This is a genomic window from Bacillus sp. OTU530, from assembly GCF_038440375.1.
Genome location: NZ_JASATP010000003.1, coordinates 187,133 through 205,145 on the forward strand (window position 1 = coordinate 187,133; position 18,013 = coordinate 205,145).

The 18,013-nt window shown below is 43.8% G+C and carries 19 protein-coding genes; all 19 read left to right on the forward strand.

Features of this window, described 5'->3' with window-relative positions; all coding sequences use genetic code 11:
- Positions 1-41 precede the first annotated feature (41 nt).
- The 19 genes from AAHB12_RS03445 (at position 42) to codY (ending at position 17,751) form a co-directional block, all read left to right on the forward strand.
- Positions 42-374: a putative DNA-binding protein gene (locus AAHB12_RS03445; RefSeq protein ID WP_129726797.1), complete on the forward strand. Its 333-nt coding sequence runs from the start codon at positions 42-44 to the stop codon at positions 372-374.
- Between the two features lie 12 nt (positions 375-386).
- Positions 387-1,730, forward strand: a complete 1,344-nt coding sequence (gene ffh / locus AAHB12_RS03450; protein WP_342044304.1) for a signal recognition particle protein — start codon at positions 387-389, stop codon at positions 1,728-1,730.
- Between the two features lie 113 nt (positions 1,731-1,843).
- Positions 1,844-2,116, forward strand: coding sequence for a 30S ribosomal protein S16 (gene rpsP / locus AAHB12_RS03455; protein ID WP_129726795.1), 273 nt, complete (start codon positions 1,844-1,846; stop codon positions 2,114-2,116).
- 7 nt (positions 2,117-2,123) lie between these two features.
- Positions 2,124-2,351, forward strand: a complete 228-nt coding sequence (locus AAHB12_RS03460) for a KH domain-containing protein (RefSeq protein WP_342044305.1) — start codon at positions 2,124-2,126, stop codon at positions 2,349-2,351.
- 355 nt (positions 2,352-2,706) lie between these two features.
- The gene (rimM, locus tag AAHB12_RS03465) at positions 2,707-3,225 is read left to right on the forward strand and encodes a ribosome maturation factor RimM (protein WP_129726793.1); all 519 of its coding nucleotides are present in this window, start codon (positions 2,707-2,709) and stop codon (positions 3,223-3,225) included.
- Complete coding sequence (gene trmD / locus AAHB12_RS03470) at positions 3,222-3,956, forward strand: tRNA (guanosine(37)-N1)-methyltransferase TrmD (protein ID WP_129726792.1); 735 nt, start codon at positions 3,222-3,224, stop codon at positions 3,954-3,956. The genes rimM and trmD overlap by 4 nt, the downstream gene beginning before the upstream one ends.
- A gap of 146 nt (positions 3,957-4,102) precedes the next feature.
- Positions 4,103-4,447: a 50S ribosomal protein L19 gene (gene rplS / locus AAHB12_RS03475; protein WP_129726791.1), complete on the forward strand. Its 345-nt coding sequence runs from the start codon at positions 4,103-4,105 to the stop codon at positions 4,445-4,447.
- 79 nt (positions 4,448-4,526) lie between these two features.
- A complete protein-coding gene (gene lepB, locus AAHB12_RS03480) occupies positions 4,527-5,081 on the forward strand; it encodes a signal peptidase I (RefSeq protein ID WP_342044306.1) in 555 nt (184 codons plus the stop codon).
- A gap of 61 nt (positions 5,082-5,142) precedes the next feature.
- Positions 5,143-6,009 carry a ribosome biogenesis GTPase YlqF gene (gene ylqF / locus AAHB12_RS03485; RefSeq protein ID WP_129726789.1) on the forward strand — a complete coding sequence of 289 codons (867 nt, stop codon included), beginning with the start codon at positions 5,143-5,145 and terminating at the stop codon, positions 6,007-6,009.
- Between the two features lie 176 nt (positions 6,010-6,185).
- Positions 6,186-6,953: a ribonuclease HII gene (locus AAHB12_RS03490; RefSeq protein ID WP_129726788.1), complete on the forward strand. Its 768-nt coding sequence runs from the start codon at positions 6,186-6,188 to the stop codon at positions 6,951-6,953.
- 252 nt (positions 6,954-7,205) lie between these two features.
- Entirely contained in the window at positions 7,206-8,366 is a 1,161-nt protein-coding gene (gene sucC / locus AAHB12_RS03495) for an ADP-forming succinate--CoA ligase subunit beta (RefSeq protein WP_342044307.1), read from the forward strand.
- Positions 8,367-8,385: 19 nt separating this feature from the next.
- Positions 8,386-9,288 (forward strand): succinate--CoA ligase subunit alpha, encoded by a 903-nt coding sequence (sucD, locus tag AAHB12_RS03500; protein ID WP_129726786.1) that lies wholly within the window; start codon positions 8,386-8,388, stop codon positions 9,286-9,288.
- Positions 9,289-9,431: 143 nt separating this feature from the next.
- Complete coding sequence (gene dprA / locus AAHB12_RS03505) at positions 9,432-10,301, forward strand: DNA-processing protein DprA (protein WP_129726785.1); 870 nt, start codon at positions 9,432-9,434, stop codon at positions 10,299-10,301.
- A gap of 163 nt (positions 10,302-10,464) precedes the next feature.
- On the forward strand, positions 10,465-12,543 hold the full coding sequence (gene topA / locus AAHB12_RS03510) for a type I DNA topoisomerase (RefSeq protein ID WP_342044308.1): 2,079 nt from the start codon (positions 10,465-10,467) through the stop codon (positions 12,541-12,543).
- Between the two features lie 51 nt (positions 12,544-12,594).
- Positions 12,595-13,896, forward strand: coding sequence for an FADH(2)-oxidizing methylenetetrahydrofolate--tRNA-(uracil(54)-C(5))-methyltransferase TrmFO (trmFO, locus tag AAHB12_RS03515; protein WP_342044309.1), 1,302 nt, complete (start codon positions 12,595-12,597; stop codon positions 13,894-13,896).
- Positions 13,897-13,969: 73 nt separating this feature from the next.
- Positions 13,970-14,869 (forward strand): tyrosine recombinase XerC, encoded by a 900-nt coding sequence (gene xerC, locus AAHB12_RS03520; protein ID WP_342044310.1) that lies wholly within the window; start codon positions 13,970-13,972, stop codon positions 14,867-14,869.
- Between the two features lie 74 nt (positions 14,870-14,943).
- Positions 14,944-15,486, forward strand: coding sequence for an ATP-dependent protease subunit HslV (hslV, locus tag AAHB12_RS03525; RefSeq protein ID WP_129726781.1), 543 nt, complete (start codon positions 14,944-14,946; stop codon positions 15,484-15,486).
- A 14-nt stretch (positions 15,487-15,500) separates the two neighbouring features.
- Positions 15,501-16,895 carry an HslU--HslV peptidase ATPase subunit gene (gene hslU, locus AAHB12_RS03530; RefSeq protein ID WP_129726780.1) on the forward strand — a complete coding sequence of 465 codons (1,395 nt, stop codon included), beginning with the start codon at positions 15,501-15,503 and terminating at the stop codon, positions 16,893-16,895.
- Between the two features lie 76 nt (positions 16,896-16,971).
- A complete protein-coding gene (codY, locus tag AAHB12_RS03535; protein WP_342044331.1) occupies positions 16,972-17,751 on the forward strand; it encodes a GTP-sensing pleiotropic transcriptional regulator CodY in 780 nt (259 codons plus the stop codon).
- Positions 17,752-18,013 lie beyond the last annotated feature (262 nt).

The following is an 18,013-nucleotide window of genomic DNA, read 5'->3' on the forward strand; positions in this document are numbered from 1 at the left end:
TAATGTTGTAAAGGGAATTCACTTAACAAAGGGTGATCAACGTGCTCGAAAAGACAACGAGAATGAATTATTTATACGATTTTTATCAATCGTTGTTAACTGCGAAGCAGCGAAGCTATATGTCTCTTTATTATTTAGACGACTACTCGCTCGGTGAGATTGCTCAGGAGTTTGAAGTAAGCCGCCAAGCAGTATACGACAATATTAAGCGTACAGAAGCAATGCTTGAGGAGTATGAAGCAAAGCTGTTATTGTTTGAAAAGTTTCAAAAACGGCAGCAGCTTCTTGCAGAGATGCAGGATGTACTTAATAAACACGAGCATGTGAACGAAGAAGTGAAGCACATTGTTGAAGCTATTGAAAATTTAGAGTAGGAGGACGGCATTATGGCATTTGAAGGATTAGCCGACCGACTTCAACAGACATTGCAGAAAATCCGCGGCAAAGGGAAAGTTACCGAAGCCGATGTAAAAGAAATGATGCGCGAAGTGCGTCTTGCTTTGCTGGAAGCAGATGTTAACTTTAAAGTAGTAAAAGACTTTGTGAAACGCGTGTCTGAGCGTGCTGTTGGGCAAGATGTGATGAAAAGCTTAACGCCTGGGCAGCAGGTTATCAAGGTTGTACAGGATGAGCTCACGCAGCTTATGGGCGGTGAGCAAAGCAAAATTGCTGTCGCAAGTCGTCCGCCGACTGTCATTATGATGGTAGGTCTGCAGGGCGCTGGTAAAACGACAACAACAGGAAAGCTTGCAAATTTGCTTCGCAAAAAGTATAATCGCCAGCCAATGCTTGTAGCAGCCGACATTTACCGTCCTGCCGCTATCAAACAGCTTGAAACACTTGGAAAGCAGATTGATATGCCTGTTTTTTCCCTTGGTGATCAAGTAAGCCCAGTGGAAATTGCAAAACAAGCGATCGAAAAGGCGAAAGAAGAGCATCGTGACTATGTACTTATCGATACAGCAGGTCGTCTTCATATTGATGAAACGCTTATGGATGAACTCAAGCAAGTAAAAGAGGTTACAAAACCTGATGAAATTTTCCTTGTTGTTGATGCGATGACAGGGCAAGATGCGGTTAATGTGGCACAAAGTTTTCATGAACAGCTTGGCTTGACGGGTGTTGTGCTTACAAAGCTAGACGGTGATACGCGCGGTGGCGCCGCTCTGTCTATTAAAGCTGTCACAAACACGCCAATCAAGTTTGCAGGTATGGGCGAAAAGCTTGATGCGCTTGAGCCGTTTCATCCGGAGCGTATGGCTTCCCGTATTTTAGGTATGGGGGATGTGCTGACGCTTATTGAGAAAGCACAAGCCAATGTTGATATGGAAAAAGCAAAAGAGCTTGAAGAAAAAATGCGTACACAGTCATTTACGTTAGATGACTTTTTGGAGCAATTGGGACAAGTGCGTCAACTAGGACCACTTGATGAATTGCTTGGTATGATTCCTGGTGCCAACAAAATGAAGGGCTTGAAAAACGTTCAGGTGGACGAAAAGCAAATTGGTCATGTTGAGGCTATTATTCGTTCAATGACAAAACTAGAACGAGAGCAGCCGGAAATCATCAATGCCAGCCGCAAAAAGCGGATCGCAAAGGGAAGCGGGACGACTGTTCAAGAGATAAACCGTCTTCTCAAGCAGTTTGATGATATGAAGAAGATGATGAAAACAATGACAAGTATGCAAAAAGGCAAGAAAAAAGGCGGCTTTAAGTTTCCCTTCATGTAAATAGCAAGATAGCTGAAGGAAAAAATAAGCTGTTAAGAATTTATACTTTACAACCCTAAACACATTTGCTAATATTAGTATCTGTGTGAAACAAATTCGGAGGTGCTTTATAAATGGCAGTTAAAATTCGTTTAAAACGTATGGGAGCTAAAAAATCTCCTTTCTATCGTGTAGTTGTTGCAGATTCTCGTTCTCCTCGTGATGGACGTTTCATCGAGGAAATCGGCTACTACAATCCAGTTGCGCAACCAGCTGAAATCAAAATCAACGAAGAAGCAGCATTAAAATGGTTGGCAGACGGTGCGAAACCATCTGACACAGTTCGCAACTTGTTCTCTAAACAAGGTATTTTAGAGAAGTTCCACGTAGCACGCCAAGGCAAGTAATCGGCGTATGACGGGGTTAATCGAAGCGATTGTCAAGGCCCTTGTGGATTATCCTGAGGATGTAAAGGTTACACAAGACACGACTAATGGAGCTACCATATATCGATTAACTGTACATCCTGAGGATGTTGGAAAAGTAATCGGCAAGCAAGGCCGTATTGCAAAAGCGATTCGGACCGTCGTTTATGCGGCTGGTTATCAAAAAAACGAAAAGCTGACGCTTGAAATTCAATAGCGGGAAAAAGGGCGAGGACGATTGTTCCTCTCCCTTTTTTGCAATTTAGGAAAATGTAAGGCGATGTGTAAGTACAACTACGCCTCTGTCTTCGCCCAAGAGCAGGGCTTGCCAATCGGCGAGTTTTCTGTACAAGATAAGAAAATATAACTTTTAGGGGCGATGTCTAGCTCCCAAGGCCCAAAATGGCAGACTCCGGGCTGAACCTCCGCAAAAGGTAAAAAGCGCCTTTTACTCCGGCTCACCCCTACGCTGCCATAAAAGGCGGGCCTTGTCCGCTTTTCTTTATTAAGCGAAGAAAGTTATGGAGAAACTAATATACATACATAAATGAGAAAACGGAGTGGATCATCCTATGGCAAAATGGTTTAACGTTGGGAAGATTGTGAATACGCAAGGCTTACGAGGAGAAGTCCGTGTGATTTCTAGCACAGACTTTCCTGAGGAGCGTTACAAAAAAGGCAGTACGCTATACATCTGGAAGGAGAAAAGCAAAGAGCCGATTGAAGTGAAGGTTGCATCGCACCGTACGCATAAAACCTTTGATCTTCTTACATTTGTGGGCTATGACAATATCAACGACGTCGAACAGTTTAAGGGCTCCTTTTTAAAGGTGTCAGAGGACCAGCTTGGCAAGCTTGAGGAAAATGAGTATTATTACCATGAAATTATTGATTGTAAGGTTGTTTCCGAGGATGGAGAAGAGCTTGGCGTGGTTACAGAGATTCTATCTCCAGGTGCAAATGATGTTTGGGTCGTGAAGCGTCCGAACGGAAAAGAAGCCTATATCCCATATATTGCAGATGTTGTATTAAAGGTTGATGTGGCAAATAAACTTGTCGTAATTTATGTGATGGAAGGGTTGTTAGAATGAAAATCGATATCGTAACATTGTTTCCTGAAATGTTCACAGGTGTGTTCGGTTCTTCGATTTTAAAAAAAGCGCAGGAAAAAGAAGCTGTATCCATCCGTGTTGTAAATTTCCGGGAGTACTCAGCAAGCAAGCATGGCAGCGTGGATGACTATCCGTACGGAGGAGGGGCAGGCATGGTTCTTGCTCCGCAGCCGATTTTTGATGCGGTGGAGCAGCTTACAGGCACTGCTGAAACAAAGCCGCGTGTTCTTCTCATGTGCCCGCAAGGAGAGCGTCTGACGCAGCGAAAAGCGGAAGCGTTGGCAGAGGAAGAGCATCTCGTTTTAATTTGCGGTCATTATGAGGGCTACGATGAACGGATCCGGGAGCATCTCGTAACGGATGAGATTTCTATTGGGGACTATGTCTTAACAGGCGGCGAACTGGCCGCCATGGTTGTCACAGACAGTGTTGTTCGTTTGCTGCCAGGGGTGCTTGGCAAGGAGGAGTCGCACGTTCAGGATTCGTTCAGCACAGGTCTGTTAGAGCATCCCCACTATACACGTCCCGCTGACTTCCGGGGGATGAAGGTTCCGGATGTTTTGCTATCGGGCAATCATGCCAAGATAGAGGAATGGCGCCGGAAGGAATCGTTACGCCGCACGTATATGCGCCGTGTCGATTTGCTTGAGGGGCGTGACTGGTCAAAGCAGGAGCAGCAGTGGCTGCGTGAATTTGAAGAAGACAAGTAAAAAGGCTTAACACTTTCCTAGATAGCTATTGCAAGCTAGGTTCATATGTGTTAAGATATCCCTTGTGACTTACGTCGCATTAACAACGATGTTCCGCTGCAGGAGATAGAGTGTAAGAGCATCGGTTTAAAAGGAGAGAATCAGAAATGCAACAATTGATTGAAGAAATCACAAAATCCCAATTAAAGACTGATTTACCTGCATTCCGTCCAGGGGACACAGTGCGTGTGCATGTAAAAGTAGTAGAGGGTACTCGCGAGCGTATCCAGGTGTTCGAAGGCGTTGTAATCAAACGTCGTGGCGGCGGAATCAGCGAAACATTTACAGTTCGTAAAGTATCTTACGGTGTAGGCGTTGAGCGTACATTCCCATTACACACACCACGTATTGCGGAAATCCAAGTAATGCGTCGCGGTAAAGTTCGCCGTGCGAAATTGTACTACTTGCGTAACCTTCGCGGTAAAAAAGCACGTATCAAAGAAATTCGATAATGACTGTATGGGAGCTTGTATGTACAAGCTCCCTTTTTCCGATATGGCCTATACACACCACCTATGGAGGAGAATATATATGGCGAAGGAAAAAAGCCAAACGTGGGAATGGATTAAAGCGATTGTTGTAGCCGTTGTGCTTGCAGCTGTCATTCGTCACTTCCTCTTTGCGCCGATTTTAGTTGATGGTGTTTCCATGATGCCGACATTACATAACAGGGATCGTATGATTGTGAATAAACTCGGATATAATCTCGGAGAACCGAAACGGTTTGATATTATTGTGTTTCGGGCAACAGAGGATAAAGACTATATTAAGCGGGTTATCGGACTGCCGGGCGATCGTATCGAGTATAAGAATGATGTATTATATGTAAATGGGAAAGCGTATGAAGAGCCGTATTTAGAGACATATAAAAAGCAAGTAACAGAAGGATCTCTTACATATGACTTCACACTTGAAGAAGTTACAGGAGCTCGTACTGTACCTAAGGGGCAGCTGTTTGTTATGGGTGACAACCGCCGTTTTAGCAAGGATAGCCGAACAATCGGAACCATTTCTATGGATCAAGTCATCGGCAAGGCAAATATTGTGTACTGGCCGATTAAAGATGCCCGCATTATCGAAAAATAGATAGAAACACAAACCAGCTTGCCGGTCGGCAGGCTAGTATTAATCGTAAGCAGGTGATAATATGACAATTCAATGGTTTCCCGGACATATGGCAAAAGCAAGGCGCCAAGTAACGGAGCAGTTAAAGCTAATCGATGTAGTGATTGAGCTCGTTGACGCCCGTCTTCCTGCTTCGTCCCGAAATCCGATGATTGATGAAATTATTGCTCATAAGCCCCGTCTCGTTGTATTAAATAAAGCTGATATGGCGGACGAGAGGCTAACACGCAAATGGATTGCGTATTTTGAGCAAAAGGGCTTTAAAGCCATTTCTATTAATGCGCAAGCGGGGCAGGGGATGAAAGAAATTACCGCTGCCTGTAAGGAATTGGTGAAGGAAAAATTCGATAGAATGATTGCTAAAGGTGTCAATCCAAGGGCGGTCCGTGCATTAATTGTTGGGATTCCGAACGTAGGAAAATCAACGTTGATCAATAAAATTGCGAAAAAGAATATTGCCAAAACAGGTGACCGGCCAGGGGTAACGACTGCACAGCAATGGATTAAGGTTGGTAAGGAACTTGAATTGCTTGATACGCCGGGGATTCTTTGGCCAAAATTCGAAGATGAGCTAGTTGGGCTTCGCCTAGCCACATCCGGTGCAATTAAGGACGCCATTTTAAATTTACAAGATGTGGCTGTCTATGCGCTCCGCTTCCTTTCTGCACATTATCCAGAAAAGTTAAAGGAACGCTATAATCTCACCCATCTTTCTGAGGATATTGTGGAGTTATTTGATGACATCGGAAAGCGAAGAGGCTGCTTATTAAGCGGCGGCATCATTGATTACGATAAAACGGCAGAAATTGTGCTGAGAGAGTTGCGAGCTGGTAAGCTAGGGCGAATTACTTTCGAAGAGCCGAATGAATATGCAGAAATAGAAGCATAAAAGGTGCGCATATGCGTGCCTTTTATATCACTTTAAGCAAGGATAAATTTCTAGCTGGAAGACAGCTCGACGTAGTGAGAAATTTTAGGAATAAAATATAAGTAGGGCTACGCCTCTGGCTTCGCCCAAGGACAGGGCTCGCCAGTCGGCGAGTTTTCTTTATTAGGGGGGACTATATGGCAGTGCGGACGATTAAATTAATAAAGCTGTTGCTAGAGGAAATAGAAACGGAACAGGATCAGCGCTTTGTCGAATTGCTGCAGGATGAACGAAAAGGAGTGCAAAAGCTCATAGCTAGTTGGCGAAAACAAAAACAGCTGCAGCAGCAGGATCAGCAATTGTTTTCTTACATGTCAACGTATGAAAAAGCGCTTCGCTCTCAAGGCATTACGCTTATAGCGGGCGTTGATGAGGTTGGCAGAGGTCCGCTGGCTGGACCGGTTGTAGCGGCGGCGGTTATTTTGCCTGGAAATTTTTATTTAGCGGGACTGAACGATTCGAAAAAGCTCAGTGAAGCGAAGCGAGAAGCTTTTTTCTCTATTATTCAAGAACAGGCGCTTGCCATTGGGATTGGCATTATCAGCGCTGAAGAAATTGATGAAATCAACGTATACGAAGCAACAAAAAAGGCGATGATAGAGGCGATTGGAAGTTTATCTATCACACCGCAGCATTTGCTCATCGATGCAATGAAGCTGCCGCTTCCGATTGCGCAAACGTCCATTATCAAAGGTGATGCCAAAAGTATATCCATTTCAGCTGCCTCTGTCGTCGCAAAGGTGACGCGTGACCGGATGATGAAGGAGCTTGGTCTGCGCTATCCGCAGTATGGCTTTGAAAAGCACGCAGGCTATGGGACAAAGGAGCATTTAGCTGCGATCGAGCATCATGGGATATTGCCGGAACATCGAAAATCATTTGCTCCTATTAAACATATGGTATAAATATGCGGTTTGGTATATAAGAAGCTGGCAAGTGAAAGTTCTGTTCTAGAATGGGACAAACTTAACAGTAGCTATCTTTATCGGTCCTCCTGCAGAGGGGGCCGGTTTTCCATTGCTTCAATAAAAATATAAATTCTATATTTTTAGAATATTTTTATTCTTGATACTTTCTTATAGACAGTCTTTGTGAGATTTTATACAATAATACCGAAGTGTTTTATTCGTTCACTAACAATGGGGAGGATGGGAACCATGAATATCCATGAGTATCAAGGCAAAGAGGTCCTTAGAAACTATGGTGTAAGCGTTCCTAATGGGAAAGTGGCTTTCACAGTAGAAGAAGCTGTAGAAGCTGCAAAAGAATTAGGAACAGCTGTATGCGTAGTTAAAGCACAAATCCATGCCGGCGGACGCGGCAAAGCTGGAGGCGTGAAAGTAGCAAAAAGCCTAGAGGAAGTTCGTACATATGCGGAGCAAATTTTAGGTAGCACGCTTGTAACCCATCAAACAGGTCCAGAGGGCAAAGAAGTAAAGCGCTTACTTATTGAAGAGGGCTGTGACATTAAAAAAGAATATTATGTTGGTTTAGTATTAGATCGTGCTACTTCACAAGTTGTATTGATGGCCTCTGAAGAAGGCGGAACTGAAATTGAGGAAGTAGCAGAGAAAACCCCAGAAAAAATCTTTAAAGAATATATCAACCCGGCTGTAGGCTTACAAGCCTTTCAAGCACGCCGTATTGCGTTCAATATCAATATTCCAAAGGAGCTTGTCGGGCAGGCTGCGAAGTTCATGATGAGCTTGTACACAGCATTTGTGGAGAAGGACTGTTCCATTGCGGAAATCAATCCGCTTGTTGTAACAGGAGACGGCAAAGTTATGGCGCTTGATGCGAAGCTGAACTTTGACTCTAATGCATTATATCGCCATAAGGATATTCTTGCGCTTCGCGATCTAGATGAAGAAGATCCAAAAGAGATTGAAGCCTCTAAATATGACCTAAACTACATTTCTTTAGATGGCAATATTGGCTGTATGGTAAATGGTGCAGGTCTTGCGATGGCGACAATGGATATCATTAAGTATTACGGCGGGGATCCTGCAAACTTCTTGGATGTAGGCGGCGGCGCAACAACAGAAAAGGTAACGGAAGCGTTTAAAATCATCCTTTCTGACCAAAATGTAAAAGGAATTTTCGTTAACATCTTTGGCGGTATTATGAAGTGTGATGTGATTGCAAACGGTGTTGTGGAAGCGACGAAGCAGGTTGGTCTAGAGCTGCCTCTTGTTGTGCGCCTAGAAGGCACAAATGTAGAGCTTGGCAAGAAAATTTTAAGTGAGTCCGGCTTGAATATTACAGCTGCTGAATCGATGGCAGACGGTGCACAAAAAATCGTTTCGCTTGTGGGCTAACAGAAAGCGGGGGAGAAAGATGAGCGTATTTATTAATAAGGATACAAAGGTAATCGTACAAGGTATTACAGGTAAACAAGGTTTATTTCATGCAACACAAATGATCGAGTACGGAACGCAAATCGTTGGCGGCACATCTCCTGGCAAAGGCGGTACGGAGGTTATTGGCGTACCTGTTTTTGATACAGTTGAGCAAGCAGTGCAAGCGACGGGTGCAACTGCCTCTGTTGTTTACGTTCCACCTGCGTTCGCCGCTGATTCTATCATGGAAGCGGTAGATGCGGAACTTGATTTAGTAGTATGTATTACAGAGGGTATCCCTGTCCTTGATATGGTTAAGGTGAAAAAGTACATGGAAGGCAAGAAAACACGTTTAGTGGGACCAAACTGCCCTGGTGTAATCACGCCTGAAGAGTGCAAAATCGGTATTATGCCTGGCTATATTCACAAAAAAGGTCACGTTGGCATTGTGTCTCGCTCCGGTACTTTAACATACGAAGCGGTACATCAATTAACTGTGGCTGGAATTGGTCAGTCTACAGCCGTTGGAATCGGCGGGGATCCTGTAAATGGCACAAACTTCATCGATGTATTGCAAGCGTTTAATGAGGATCAGGATACATACGCTGTCATCATGATTGGTGAGATTGGCGGTACAGCGGAAGAGGAAGCGGCTGAGTGGGTACGCGCAAATATGAAAAAGCCGGTTGTAGGCTTTATCGGCGGTCAAACTGCGCCTGCCGGCAAACGTATGGGCCATGCGGGTGCTATCATTTCTGGCGGCAAAGGCACAGCTGCTGAGAAGATTAAAACAATGGAGGAGTGCGGCATTAAAGTAGCACCAACTCCATCCGTGATGGGCGAGACATTAATCTCTGTGCTAGAAGAAAAGGGATTATTAGAATCTTGCAAAACACACTAATGTAATAGTTTGCTTCATCTTGGGCTTGAGGCGGCTGCTTTCTCATGGAAAGACGCTGAAAGATGAAAATAGAAGGATGCTCTCTTTTAGGAGAGTGCCCTTCTATTTTGCATACCATTAGGTTACGGTAAAGGGGGCGTATTATGAAAGCGAAACGGGAACGTTTGCTTCATTTGCATCACAGTCTTGCTGATAACTGGCGGGCAATGGAACGTTTGCTGCGCTGGGACCCAGACTTAAAGCAGTTGTATAACCTCTCTCCTCATGATTTTTCCTCGTTGCTCGCTATTTCCTCCAAACGAGCTGCTCAGCTTTATTCTACCCTTCATTCCATTACGATTTCCTCTATTTTAGATGAGTTACAGCGTCATGATATATGTTATACTACTATCTTTGATGATACATACCCGAGCCTTCTAAAAGAGATTGCTGATCCGCCGTTTGTATTATATGGGAAGGGTGATCTTTTTCTTATGCAGCATGAGAAAAAACTGGCTGTTGTTGGTACAAGACGCCCCTCTCATTACGGTATCTTGAGCGTACAATCTATTTTGTCAGAGCTTTTGAAAGAGGATTGGGTGATCGTCAGCGGTATGGCATATGGCATTGATATGGCAGCGCATATTAGCGCTGCACACCAAAATAGGTATACAATTGCTGTGCTTGGAGGAGGTTTTCGGTATATATATCCAAAAGACAACTATACTGTATTACAAAAGCATTCTCAGTATGTTTTATATGTAACAGAATATCCGCCGCACTTTCGGCCGCAAAAGTGGTACTTCCCAAGGCGAAATCGTATTATAAGCGGGTTGTCAAAGGGCGTTGTTGTAGTGGAAGCAAAGGAGAGGAGCGGCTCCCTTATTACAGTTGACTGTGCCCTAGAACAGAACAGGGAAGTGTTTGCTATTCCGGGACCCATCCATATGGAAACATCGGCAGGCACAAATTGGCTTATTCAACAAGGGGCGAAGCTTGTGCTGCATGCAGCTGATATTACCGAAGAATTTTGAAAAAATTACTATTTTATGGACAATTTTCATGTTTTTGCGAAAGAAATATTGACAACTCCTCCATCATATGTGTTATTTTATATTCATTCTGAATTGACAAAAAGAAGGCGAATCAATACTATAAATGAAGACTTGAATTCACCTCTTGAGGGAGGAAACCAAGATGTCAGAGTATCTCGTAATTGTTGAATCACCGTCAAAGGCGAAGACGATTGAAAAATATTTAGGGAAGAAATATAAAGTAGTAGCGTCCATGGGACATGTACGCGATTTGCCAAAAAGTCAGATGGGCATTGAGGTCGAAAATAACTATGAACCGAAATACATCACGATACGAGGCAAAGGGCCTGTTGTAAAGGACTTGAAGGCAGCCGCAAAAAAAGCAAAGAAAATTTATCTCGCAGCCGACCCGGATCGTGAGGGAGAAGCGATTGCGTGGCATTTGGCCCATACATTAAATGTGGATATATCATCGGAATGCCGCGTTGTTTTTAATGAGATTACAAAGGATGCTGTGAAAGAGTCTTTTAAAAAGCCGCGTGCAATTAATATGCATTTAGTCGATGCGCAGCAGGCACGCCGTATTCTGGATCGTCTTGTCGGATATAATATTAGCCCACTATTATGGAAGAAAGTGAAAAAGGGCTTAAGTGCAGGACGTGTTCAATCTGTAGCAGTTCGGTTAATTTCGGAACGCGAAAAGGAAATTAAATCATTTATCCCGGAAGAGTTTTGGACAATTAAAGGCGAGTTTGTAAAAGGTAAGGATGTATTTGAGGCTAGCTTTTACGGTGTAGACGGAGAAAAGAAGGAGCCGAAGCATGAGCAAGAGGTAAAAGAAATTTTAGCAAAATTAGATACAAACACCTTTGCTGTTGAAAGCGTTACGAAGCGCGAACGAAAGCGTAATCCGGCTGTTCCGTTTACGACGTCCTCCTTACAGCAGGAGGCGGCCCGTAAACTTAATATGAGAGCGAAAAAGACCATGATGCTTGCGCAGCAGCTATACGAAGGAATTGACATTGGTAAAGAGGGGACCATTGGGTTAATTACATATATGAGAACGGATTCTACTCGTATATCTGAAACAGCGCAGGCAGAAGCAAGGAACTATATTGAGGAAAAATTCGGGTCTGACTATGTAGCTACGGAGAAGCGAAAGGAAGGGAAGAATACGAATGCGCAAGATGCGCATGAAGCGATTCGTCCAACTTCAACGCTTCGGAAGCCAGAGGAACTAAAGACTGTATTAAGCAAGGACCAATACCGCCTGTATAAGCTGATTTGGGAGCGTTTTGTCGCGAGCCTGATGGCACCCGCTGTCATGGATACCGTAACGGTTGCCTTGGTCAATAACGGAGTGCAGTTCCGCGCTCATGGCTCGGTTGTGAAGTTTCCTGGGTTTATGAAAGTGTATGTTGAGTCAAACGATGATGGCGTGGAAGAAAAAGATCGTTTACTTCCGCCATTTGAAATTGGTGAAACGGTATTTTCGAAGGATATCGAGCCGAAGCAGCATTTTACGCAGCCACCGCCGCGCTATACAGAGGCTCGGCTTGTAAAAACGCTGGAGGAGGTTGGGATTGGCCGCCCGTCTACGTATGTGCCGACGCTCGAAACCATCCAAAAACGCGGCTACGTGGCACTTGAAAATAAACGCTTTGTGCCTACTGAGCTTGGGGAGATTGTTATTGAACTCATCCTTGAATTCTTCCCAGACATTATCAATATTGAGTTTACAGTCAATATGGAGGATAGCTTAGATAAAATTGAAGATGGAGAGGCAAATTGGGTCAAAGTTATCGATGCATTTTATCGAGGCTTTGAACAGCATCTTGAAAAAGCAGAGAAAGAAATGCGGGAAGTTGAGATTAAGGATGAGCCAGCTGGTGAAGATTGCGAGCAATGCGGAAATGCGATGGTATTTAAAATGGGCCGCTATGGAAAATTTATGGCGTGCTCGAACTTCCCAGATTGTCGTAATACAAAGCCGATCATGAAGGGGATTGATATCGATTGTCCGAAATGCGGCGAAGGCGAAATCATCGAACGGCGCAGTAATAAGAAAAAACGTACTTTCTATGGCTGCAGCACGTATCCGGACTGTGATTTTCTATCCTGGGATAAGCCAGTGGGCAGAAAATGTCCAAAATGTGAAGGAATGCTTGTAGAGAAGAAGCTCAAAAAAGGTCTTCAGGTGCAATGTGTATCTTGTGATTATGAAGAGGAACAACAAATGTGAGCCGAAAATGCTCACATTTTTTTCGGAAAAGAAAGAGAAAAGGTGATAGAAATGGAACAAACAGTTCATGTAATCGGAGCTGGCTTAGCTGGCAGTGAGGCAGCGTATCAAATCGCCAAGCGCGGTGTAAAGGTTATGCTGTATGAGATGAGACCGGTGAAGCAGACGCCTGCTCATCATACAGATAAATTTGCTGAGCTTGTATGTAGTAACTCTCTTAGAGGGAATAGTTTAACGAATGCGGTTGGTGTGCTGAAGGAAGAGATGCGGCGGTTAGATTCCGTCATCATTCAGGCAGCGGATGAGTGCTCTGTGCCAGCAGGTGGAGCGCTTGCGGTCGATCGTCATGAATTTGCGGCGAAGGTAACAGACTATGTGAAAAATCATCCGAATATAACCGTTGTAACGGAGGAAATAACTGAAATACCGGCTGGACCGACCATAATTGCGACAGGTCCGCTTACTTCTAAAGCATTATCTGACAGGCTGAAGGAGCTAACAGGAGAAGACTATTTTTACTTCTACGATGCAGCCGCACCTATTATTGAGAAAGAGAGCGTCAATATGGAGGTTGCGTATTTAAAATCGCGTTATGATAAGGGAGAGGCGGCATATCTCAACTGTCCGATGACAGAGGAGGAATTTAACCGTTTTTACGAAGCGCTTATCTCTGCTGAGGTTGTGCCGCTTAAAGAATTTGAGAAAGAAATTTACTTTGAAGGTTGCATGCCTGTGGAAGTTATGGCGCAGCGCGGAAAGCAAACCTTATTATTCGGTCCAATGAAACCGGTTGGGTTAGAGGATCCTCGTACAGGAAAACGCCCGTTTGCGGTCGTGCAGCTTCGTCAGGATGATGCGGCAGGAACGTTGTACAATCTTGTAGGCTTCCAAACGCATTTAAAGTGGGGCGCTCAAAAAGAAGTACTCAGTCTCATTCCGGGGCTTGAAAATGCGGAAATCATCCGTTATGGTGTTATGCACCGTAATACGTTTATTAACTCACCAAACCTGCTTCTTCCTACCTACCAATATAAGCAGCGCGAGGATTTATTCTTTGCGGGGCAAATGACAGGTGTAGAAGGCTATGTAGAATCTGCGGCGTCTGGCTTGCTTGCAGGAGTTAATGCCGCTAGAATGGTAAAGGGGCAGGAGTTGATCTCGCTGCCTCCAGAAACGGCGATGGGCAGTATGGCGCATTATATTACGTCAACAAACGCGAAAACATTTCAGCCGATGAATGCAAACTTCGGACTGTTCCCGCCGCTGGAAACAAAAATTAAGAAGAAGCTGGAGCGTTACGAAGCGTACGCACAGCGGGCTTTAGGAATAATTCAAAATTTTGTAAATATTTAGTCAATTTACTTGCAAAGGCTACTACGTTGTGATACGATTTAGTAGCCTTTCTTGCTTAAAAGGTGAGAAATCTATGGATATAAAGGAAAAGTTAAATCTGTTTGTCGAGTATTTACAAATTGAACGAAATTATTCGAAATATACACTTGCAAGTTATGAAGATGACTTTGAACATTTTATGACATTTATGATGCAGCAAGGAATTGCTTCGTTTGAGGATGTTGTATATTCCGATGTTCGTTTATATTTAACTGTGCTTCACGGCAAAAAGCTGGCACGAAAAACAGTGGCCAGGAAAATATCGAGTCTGCGCAGCCTGTATAGATTTTTCATGAGAGAGGGGTATTGCGAGGATAATCCGTTTTCTTTTGCATCCCTTCCAAAAAAGGAAGAGGCAATTCCCGAGTTTCTATATGCTGAGGAGCTGGAGAAGCTATTTGCCGTTTGTGATCAGGGTACAGCGCTTGGGCAGCGCAACCAAGCGTTGCTGGAGCTTCTATACGCAACTGGTATTCGAGTAGGTGAATGCTGTCAGCTATGTCTGGCAGATGTTGATTTCACGGTTGGAACGATTCTAGTCACTGGAAAGGGAAAAAAACAGCGCTATGTTCCATTTGGGAGCTACGCCTATGATTCGCTACATACATATATCAAAGGCGGAAGGCAGGAATTGTGTAAGAAGAGCCGACAGGAGAGCGCAGCTTTGTTTTTAAATGCAAAAGGAGCCCCTTTAACGGAAAGGGGTGTACGGTACGTTTTGAATGAAATCATTGAAAAGGCTTCCTTAACAATGCGTTTAAGTCCGCATGTGCTGCGGCATACGTTTGCAACTCATATGCTGGATGAAGGCGCAGATTTACGTACTGTACAAGAGCTGCTTGGACATGCTCATTTATCCACAACTCAAATTTATACGCATGTTTCCAAGGAGAGATTGCGATTTGTTTATACAAAACATCATCCGAGAGCATAATGATGCTAGAATGACAGAATGCTCCATATAATGGTATTGGTGTGACAAAACGACAAGGTAAAAGGAGTTTTTCTATGGGAAACTTTCATGCGACAACGATATTTGCCATTCATCATAAAGGAAAATGTGCAATGGCAGGAGACGGTCAGGTGACATTTGGAAATGCGGTTGTTATGAAGCATACAGCGCGCAAGGTTCGTAAACTGTTTCAGGGAAAAGTGCTTGCTGGCTTTGCTGGTTCAGTTGCTGATGCGTTTACTTTATTTGAAATGTTTGAAGGGAAGCTAGAGGAGTACAATGGCAATTTGCCGCGGGCTGCTGTGGAAATGGCTAAGAAATGGCGGGGCGATAAGATGCTTCGTCAATTAGAGGCGCTTCTCATCGTGATGGATGAAAGAAATTTACTCCTCATCTCTGGTACGGGCGAAGTGATCGAACCAGATGATGGCATTTTAGCGATTGGATCAGGAGGCAACTATGCCCTTGCTGCAGGTCGCGCTTTAAAGCAGTTTGCAGGGGAAGGGTTGACAGCGAAAGAGATCGCAAAGGCGAGCCTTGAGGTTGCAAGCGATATTTGTGTGTATACGAACGGAAATATCATCGTTGAGGAACTGTAAAGGGGGATGTACTAATGCATTTACATTTTACACCACGTCAAATTGTCGAGAAGCTTGACCAATATATTATCGGCCAAAAAAATGCAAAAAAAGCGGTGGCAGTTGCGTTGCGTAACCGCTATCGCCGAAGCTTGCTGGATGAAGCCATTCGCGATGAAATCGCCCCAAAAAACATTTTAATGATTGGGCCGACGGGGGTTGGTAAAACAGAGATTGCCAGACGTTTAGCAAAACTTGTTGGCGCGCCATTCCTCAAGGTAGAGGCAACGAAATTTACTGAGGTCGGATATGTAGGGCGAGATGTTGAATCGATGGTTCGGGACTTAATGGAAACATCAATTCGTATTGTAAAAGAAGAGAAAGTGGTTCGCGTCAAGGATAAAGCGGAAGAACTGGCAAATCAACGCATTATCGAAGCGATCGTACCGGGAAAACCGAAGCAGCATACATTCAAGAATCCGCTCGAAATGCTGTTTGGCGGACAGCAAAACAATGATACGAAAACGGAAGCTCACCAAGAGGAAGCGGACACACGGTTAAAACAAAAAGAAATAGAGCAAAAACTAGCTGCCGGTCTTCTTGAAGATGAGGTCATTTCGATTGAGGTGGAAGAGCAGCAGCCATCTATGTTTGATATGCTTCAAGGCACAGGCATGGAGCAGATGGGCATGAACTTTCAAGATGCGTTAGGAAACCTTATGCCAAAGAAAACAAAGCGCCGCAAGCTGACTGTAAAAGAAGCGAGAAAGGTGCTTGCGAATGAAGAAGCACAGCGTCTCATCGATATGGAAGAAGTGACGCAGGAGGCGATTTATCGGGCGGAGCAGCTTGGCATCATCTTCATTGATGAAATCGATAAGATTGCTGGGAAAAACGCAAATAGCGCCGATGTTTCTCGAGAAGGTGTACAGCGTGATATTTTACCGATTGTCGAAGGTTCGACGGTTGTTACGAAGTACGGTCCTGTGAAAACCGACCATATTTTATTCGTCGCAGCCGGCGCTTTTCATATGTCAAAGCCATCTGACCTCATTCCGGAGCTGCAAGGTCGTTTTCCGATTCGTGTAGAGCTGACAAAGCTTTCTAGTGAGGATTTTATTAAAATACTTATAGAGCCAGATAATGCTTTGATTAAACAATATCGTGCATTGTTATCGACAGAAGGTATAGAGATTGAATTTTCTGACGAAGCTATTCGTAAAATTGCTGAGATTGCTTACGAGGTAAACCAGGATACGGATAACATCGGGGCAAGAAGACTGCATACGATTATGGAAAAGCTGTTGGAAGATTTGTCGTTTGAGGCCTCTGAAATCACTTTGGAAAAAATAACCATCACTCCTCAATATGTTGAGGAAAAGTTAGTTAGCATAGCAAAAAACAAGGATGTAAGTCAATTTATTTTATAAGGAAAGTATCCCGTGTGATGCCTCCCTCCCGTGAAATAGGGAGGGAGGATGCGCGGTGTGGGAGGAAAAAAGAACAATGGCACTATTAGACAAAACAAGAAAAATTAATGCTCTTCTGCAGCAGGCTGCAGGAAAGCCTGTAAACTTCAGAGAAATGGCTGACACGCTATGCGGTGTAATTGAAGCAAACGTGTTTATCGTAAGTCGCCGGGGGAAATTGCTTGGTCATGCAATTCATCAACACATTGAAAGTGATCGGATGAAGCAAATGCTGGCAGAGCGACAATTTCCGGAGGAGTATACAAAAAGCCTCTTCAATATTACAGAAACATCTCCAAACTTGGATGTTCACAGCGAATACACTGCTTTTCCGGTTGAAAATAAGGACTTGTTTCAAGACGGATTAACAACGATTGTGCCAATTGTCGGAGGCGGCGAACGTTTAGGTACACTGGAGCTAGCTCGCTTAGCAAAAGAGTTCTTGGATGAGGATTTAATTCTTGCAGAGTATGGAGCAACAGTAGTAGCCATGGAGATTTTACGCGAAAAAGCAGAGGAAATTGAAGAAGAAGCTCGCAGCAAAGCGGTTGTTCAAATGGCCATCAGTTCCTTATCTTATAGTGAATTAGAAGCGATTGAACATATTTTCGAAGAGCTAAATGGAACGGAAGGCTTGCTAGTTGCTAGTAAAATCGCGGATCGTGTCGGAATTACCCGTTCTGTTATTGTCAACGCACTTCGCAAGCTTGAAAGTGCGGGTGTAATTGAATCACGCTCTCTTGGAATGAAGGGAACGTATATTAAGGTGCTCAATGATAAGTTTTTGCAGGAACTATCAAAATTAAAAGCAAATTAAAGCAAAAGCTCTCCGGATTTGGAGGGCTTTTGTTTTGAAATGATGGAAAAGTGGTAATACTGTAGAAGTGAGAATTGCGATTTTATGTACAAGGTTTAAAAAGATTGCTAACTCTCTTGAAAAGAAATTCAAGAAGTTTCGCAAAAACACTAATTTTCGACTTGAATGTCATATCTTGTTATGATATAGTAGTCAATGGTGTGAATACACACGTTTACAGATTTAAGTGTTGGTGCTGCTTCTTGTGCAGTTACGCTTAAAG

What these genes read in the sequence shown, in the direction of transcription:
- ffh (WP_342044304.1), top strand. Translation starts at nt 387, where the DNA reads ATGGCATTTGAAGGATTAGCCGACCGACTTCAACAGACATTGCAGAAA.
- rpsP (WP_129726795.1), top strand. Translation starts at nt 1,844, where the DNA reads ATGGCAGTTAAAATTCGTTTAAAACGTATGGGAGCTAAAAAATCTCCT.
- AAHB12_RS03460 (WP_342044305.1), top strand. Translation starts at nt 2,124, where the DNA reads ATGACGGGGTTAATCGAAGCGATTGTCAAGGCCCTTGTGGATTATCCT.
- rimM (WP_129726793.1), top strand. Translation starts at nt 2,707, where the DNA reads ATGGCAAAATGGTTTAACGTTGGGAAGATTGTGAATACGCAAGGCTTA.
- trmD (WP_129726792.1), top strand. Translation starts at nt 3,222, where the DNA reads ATGAAAATCGATATCGTAACATTGTTTCCTGAAATGTTCACAGGTGTG.
- rplS (WP_129726791.1), top strand. Translation starts at nt 4,103, where the DNA reads ATGCAACAATTGATTGAAGAAATCACAAAATCCCAATTAAAGACTGAT.
- lepB (WP_342044306.1), top strand. Translation starts at nt 4,527, where the DNA reads ATGGCGAAGGAAAAAAGCCAAACGTGGGAATGGATTAAAGCGATTGTT.
- ylqF (WP_129726789.1), top strand. Translation starts at nt 5,143, where the DNA reads ATGACAATTCAATGGTTTCCCGGACATATGGCAAAAGCAAGGCGCCAA.
- AAHB12_RS03490 (WP_129726788.1), top strand. Translation starts at nt 6,186, where the DNA reads ATGGCAGTGCGGACGATTAAATTAATAAAGCTGTTGCTAGAGGAAATA.
- sucC (WP_342044307.1), top strand. Translation starts at nt 7,206, where the DNA reads ATGAATATCCATGAGTATCAAGGCAAAGAGGTCCTTAGAAACTATGGT.
- sucD (WP_129726786.1), top strand. Translation starts at nt 8,386, where the DNA reads ATGAGCGTATTTATTAATAAGGATACAAAGGTAATCGTACAAGGTATT.
- dprA (WP_129726785.1), top strand. Translation starts at nt 9,432, where the DNA reads ATGAAAGCGAAACGGGAACGTTTGCTTCATTTGCATCACAGTCTTGCT.
- topA (WP_342044308.1), top strand. Translation starts at nt 10,465, where the DNA reads ATGTCAGAGTATCTCGTAATTGTTGAATCACCGTCAAAGGCGAAGACG.
- trmFO (WP_342044309.1), top strand. Translation starts at nt 12,595, where the DNA reads ATGGAACAAACAGTTCATGTAATCGGAGCTGGCTTAGCTGGCAGTGAG.
- xerC (WP_342044310.1), top strand. Translation starts at nt 13,970, where the DNA reads ATGGATATAAAGGAAAAGTTAAATCTGTTTGTCGAGTATTTACAAATT.
- hslV (WP_129726781.1), top strand. Translation starts at nt 14,944, where the DNA reads ATGGGAAACTTTCATGCGACAACGATATTTGCCATTCATCATAAAGGA.
- hslU (WP_129726780.1), top strand. Translation starts at nt 15,501, where the DNA reads ATGCATTTACATTTTACACCACGTCAAATTGTCGAGAAGCTTGACCAA.
- codY (WP_342044331.1), top strand. Translation starts at nt 16,972, where the DNA reads ATGGCACTATTAGACAAAACAAGAAAAATTAATGCTCTTCTGCAGCAG.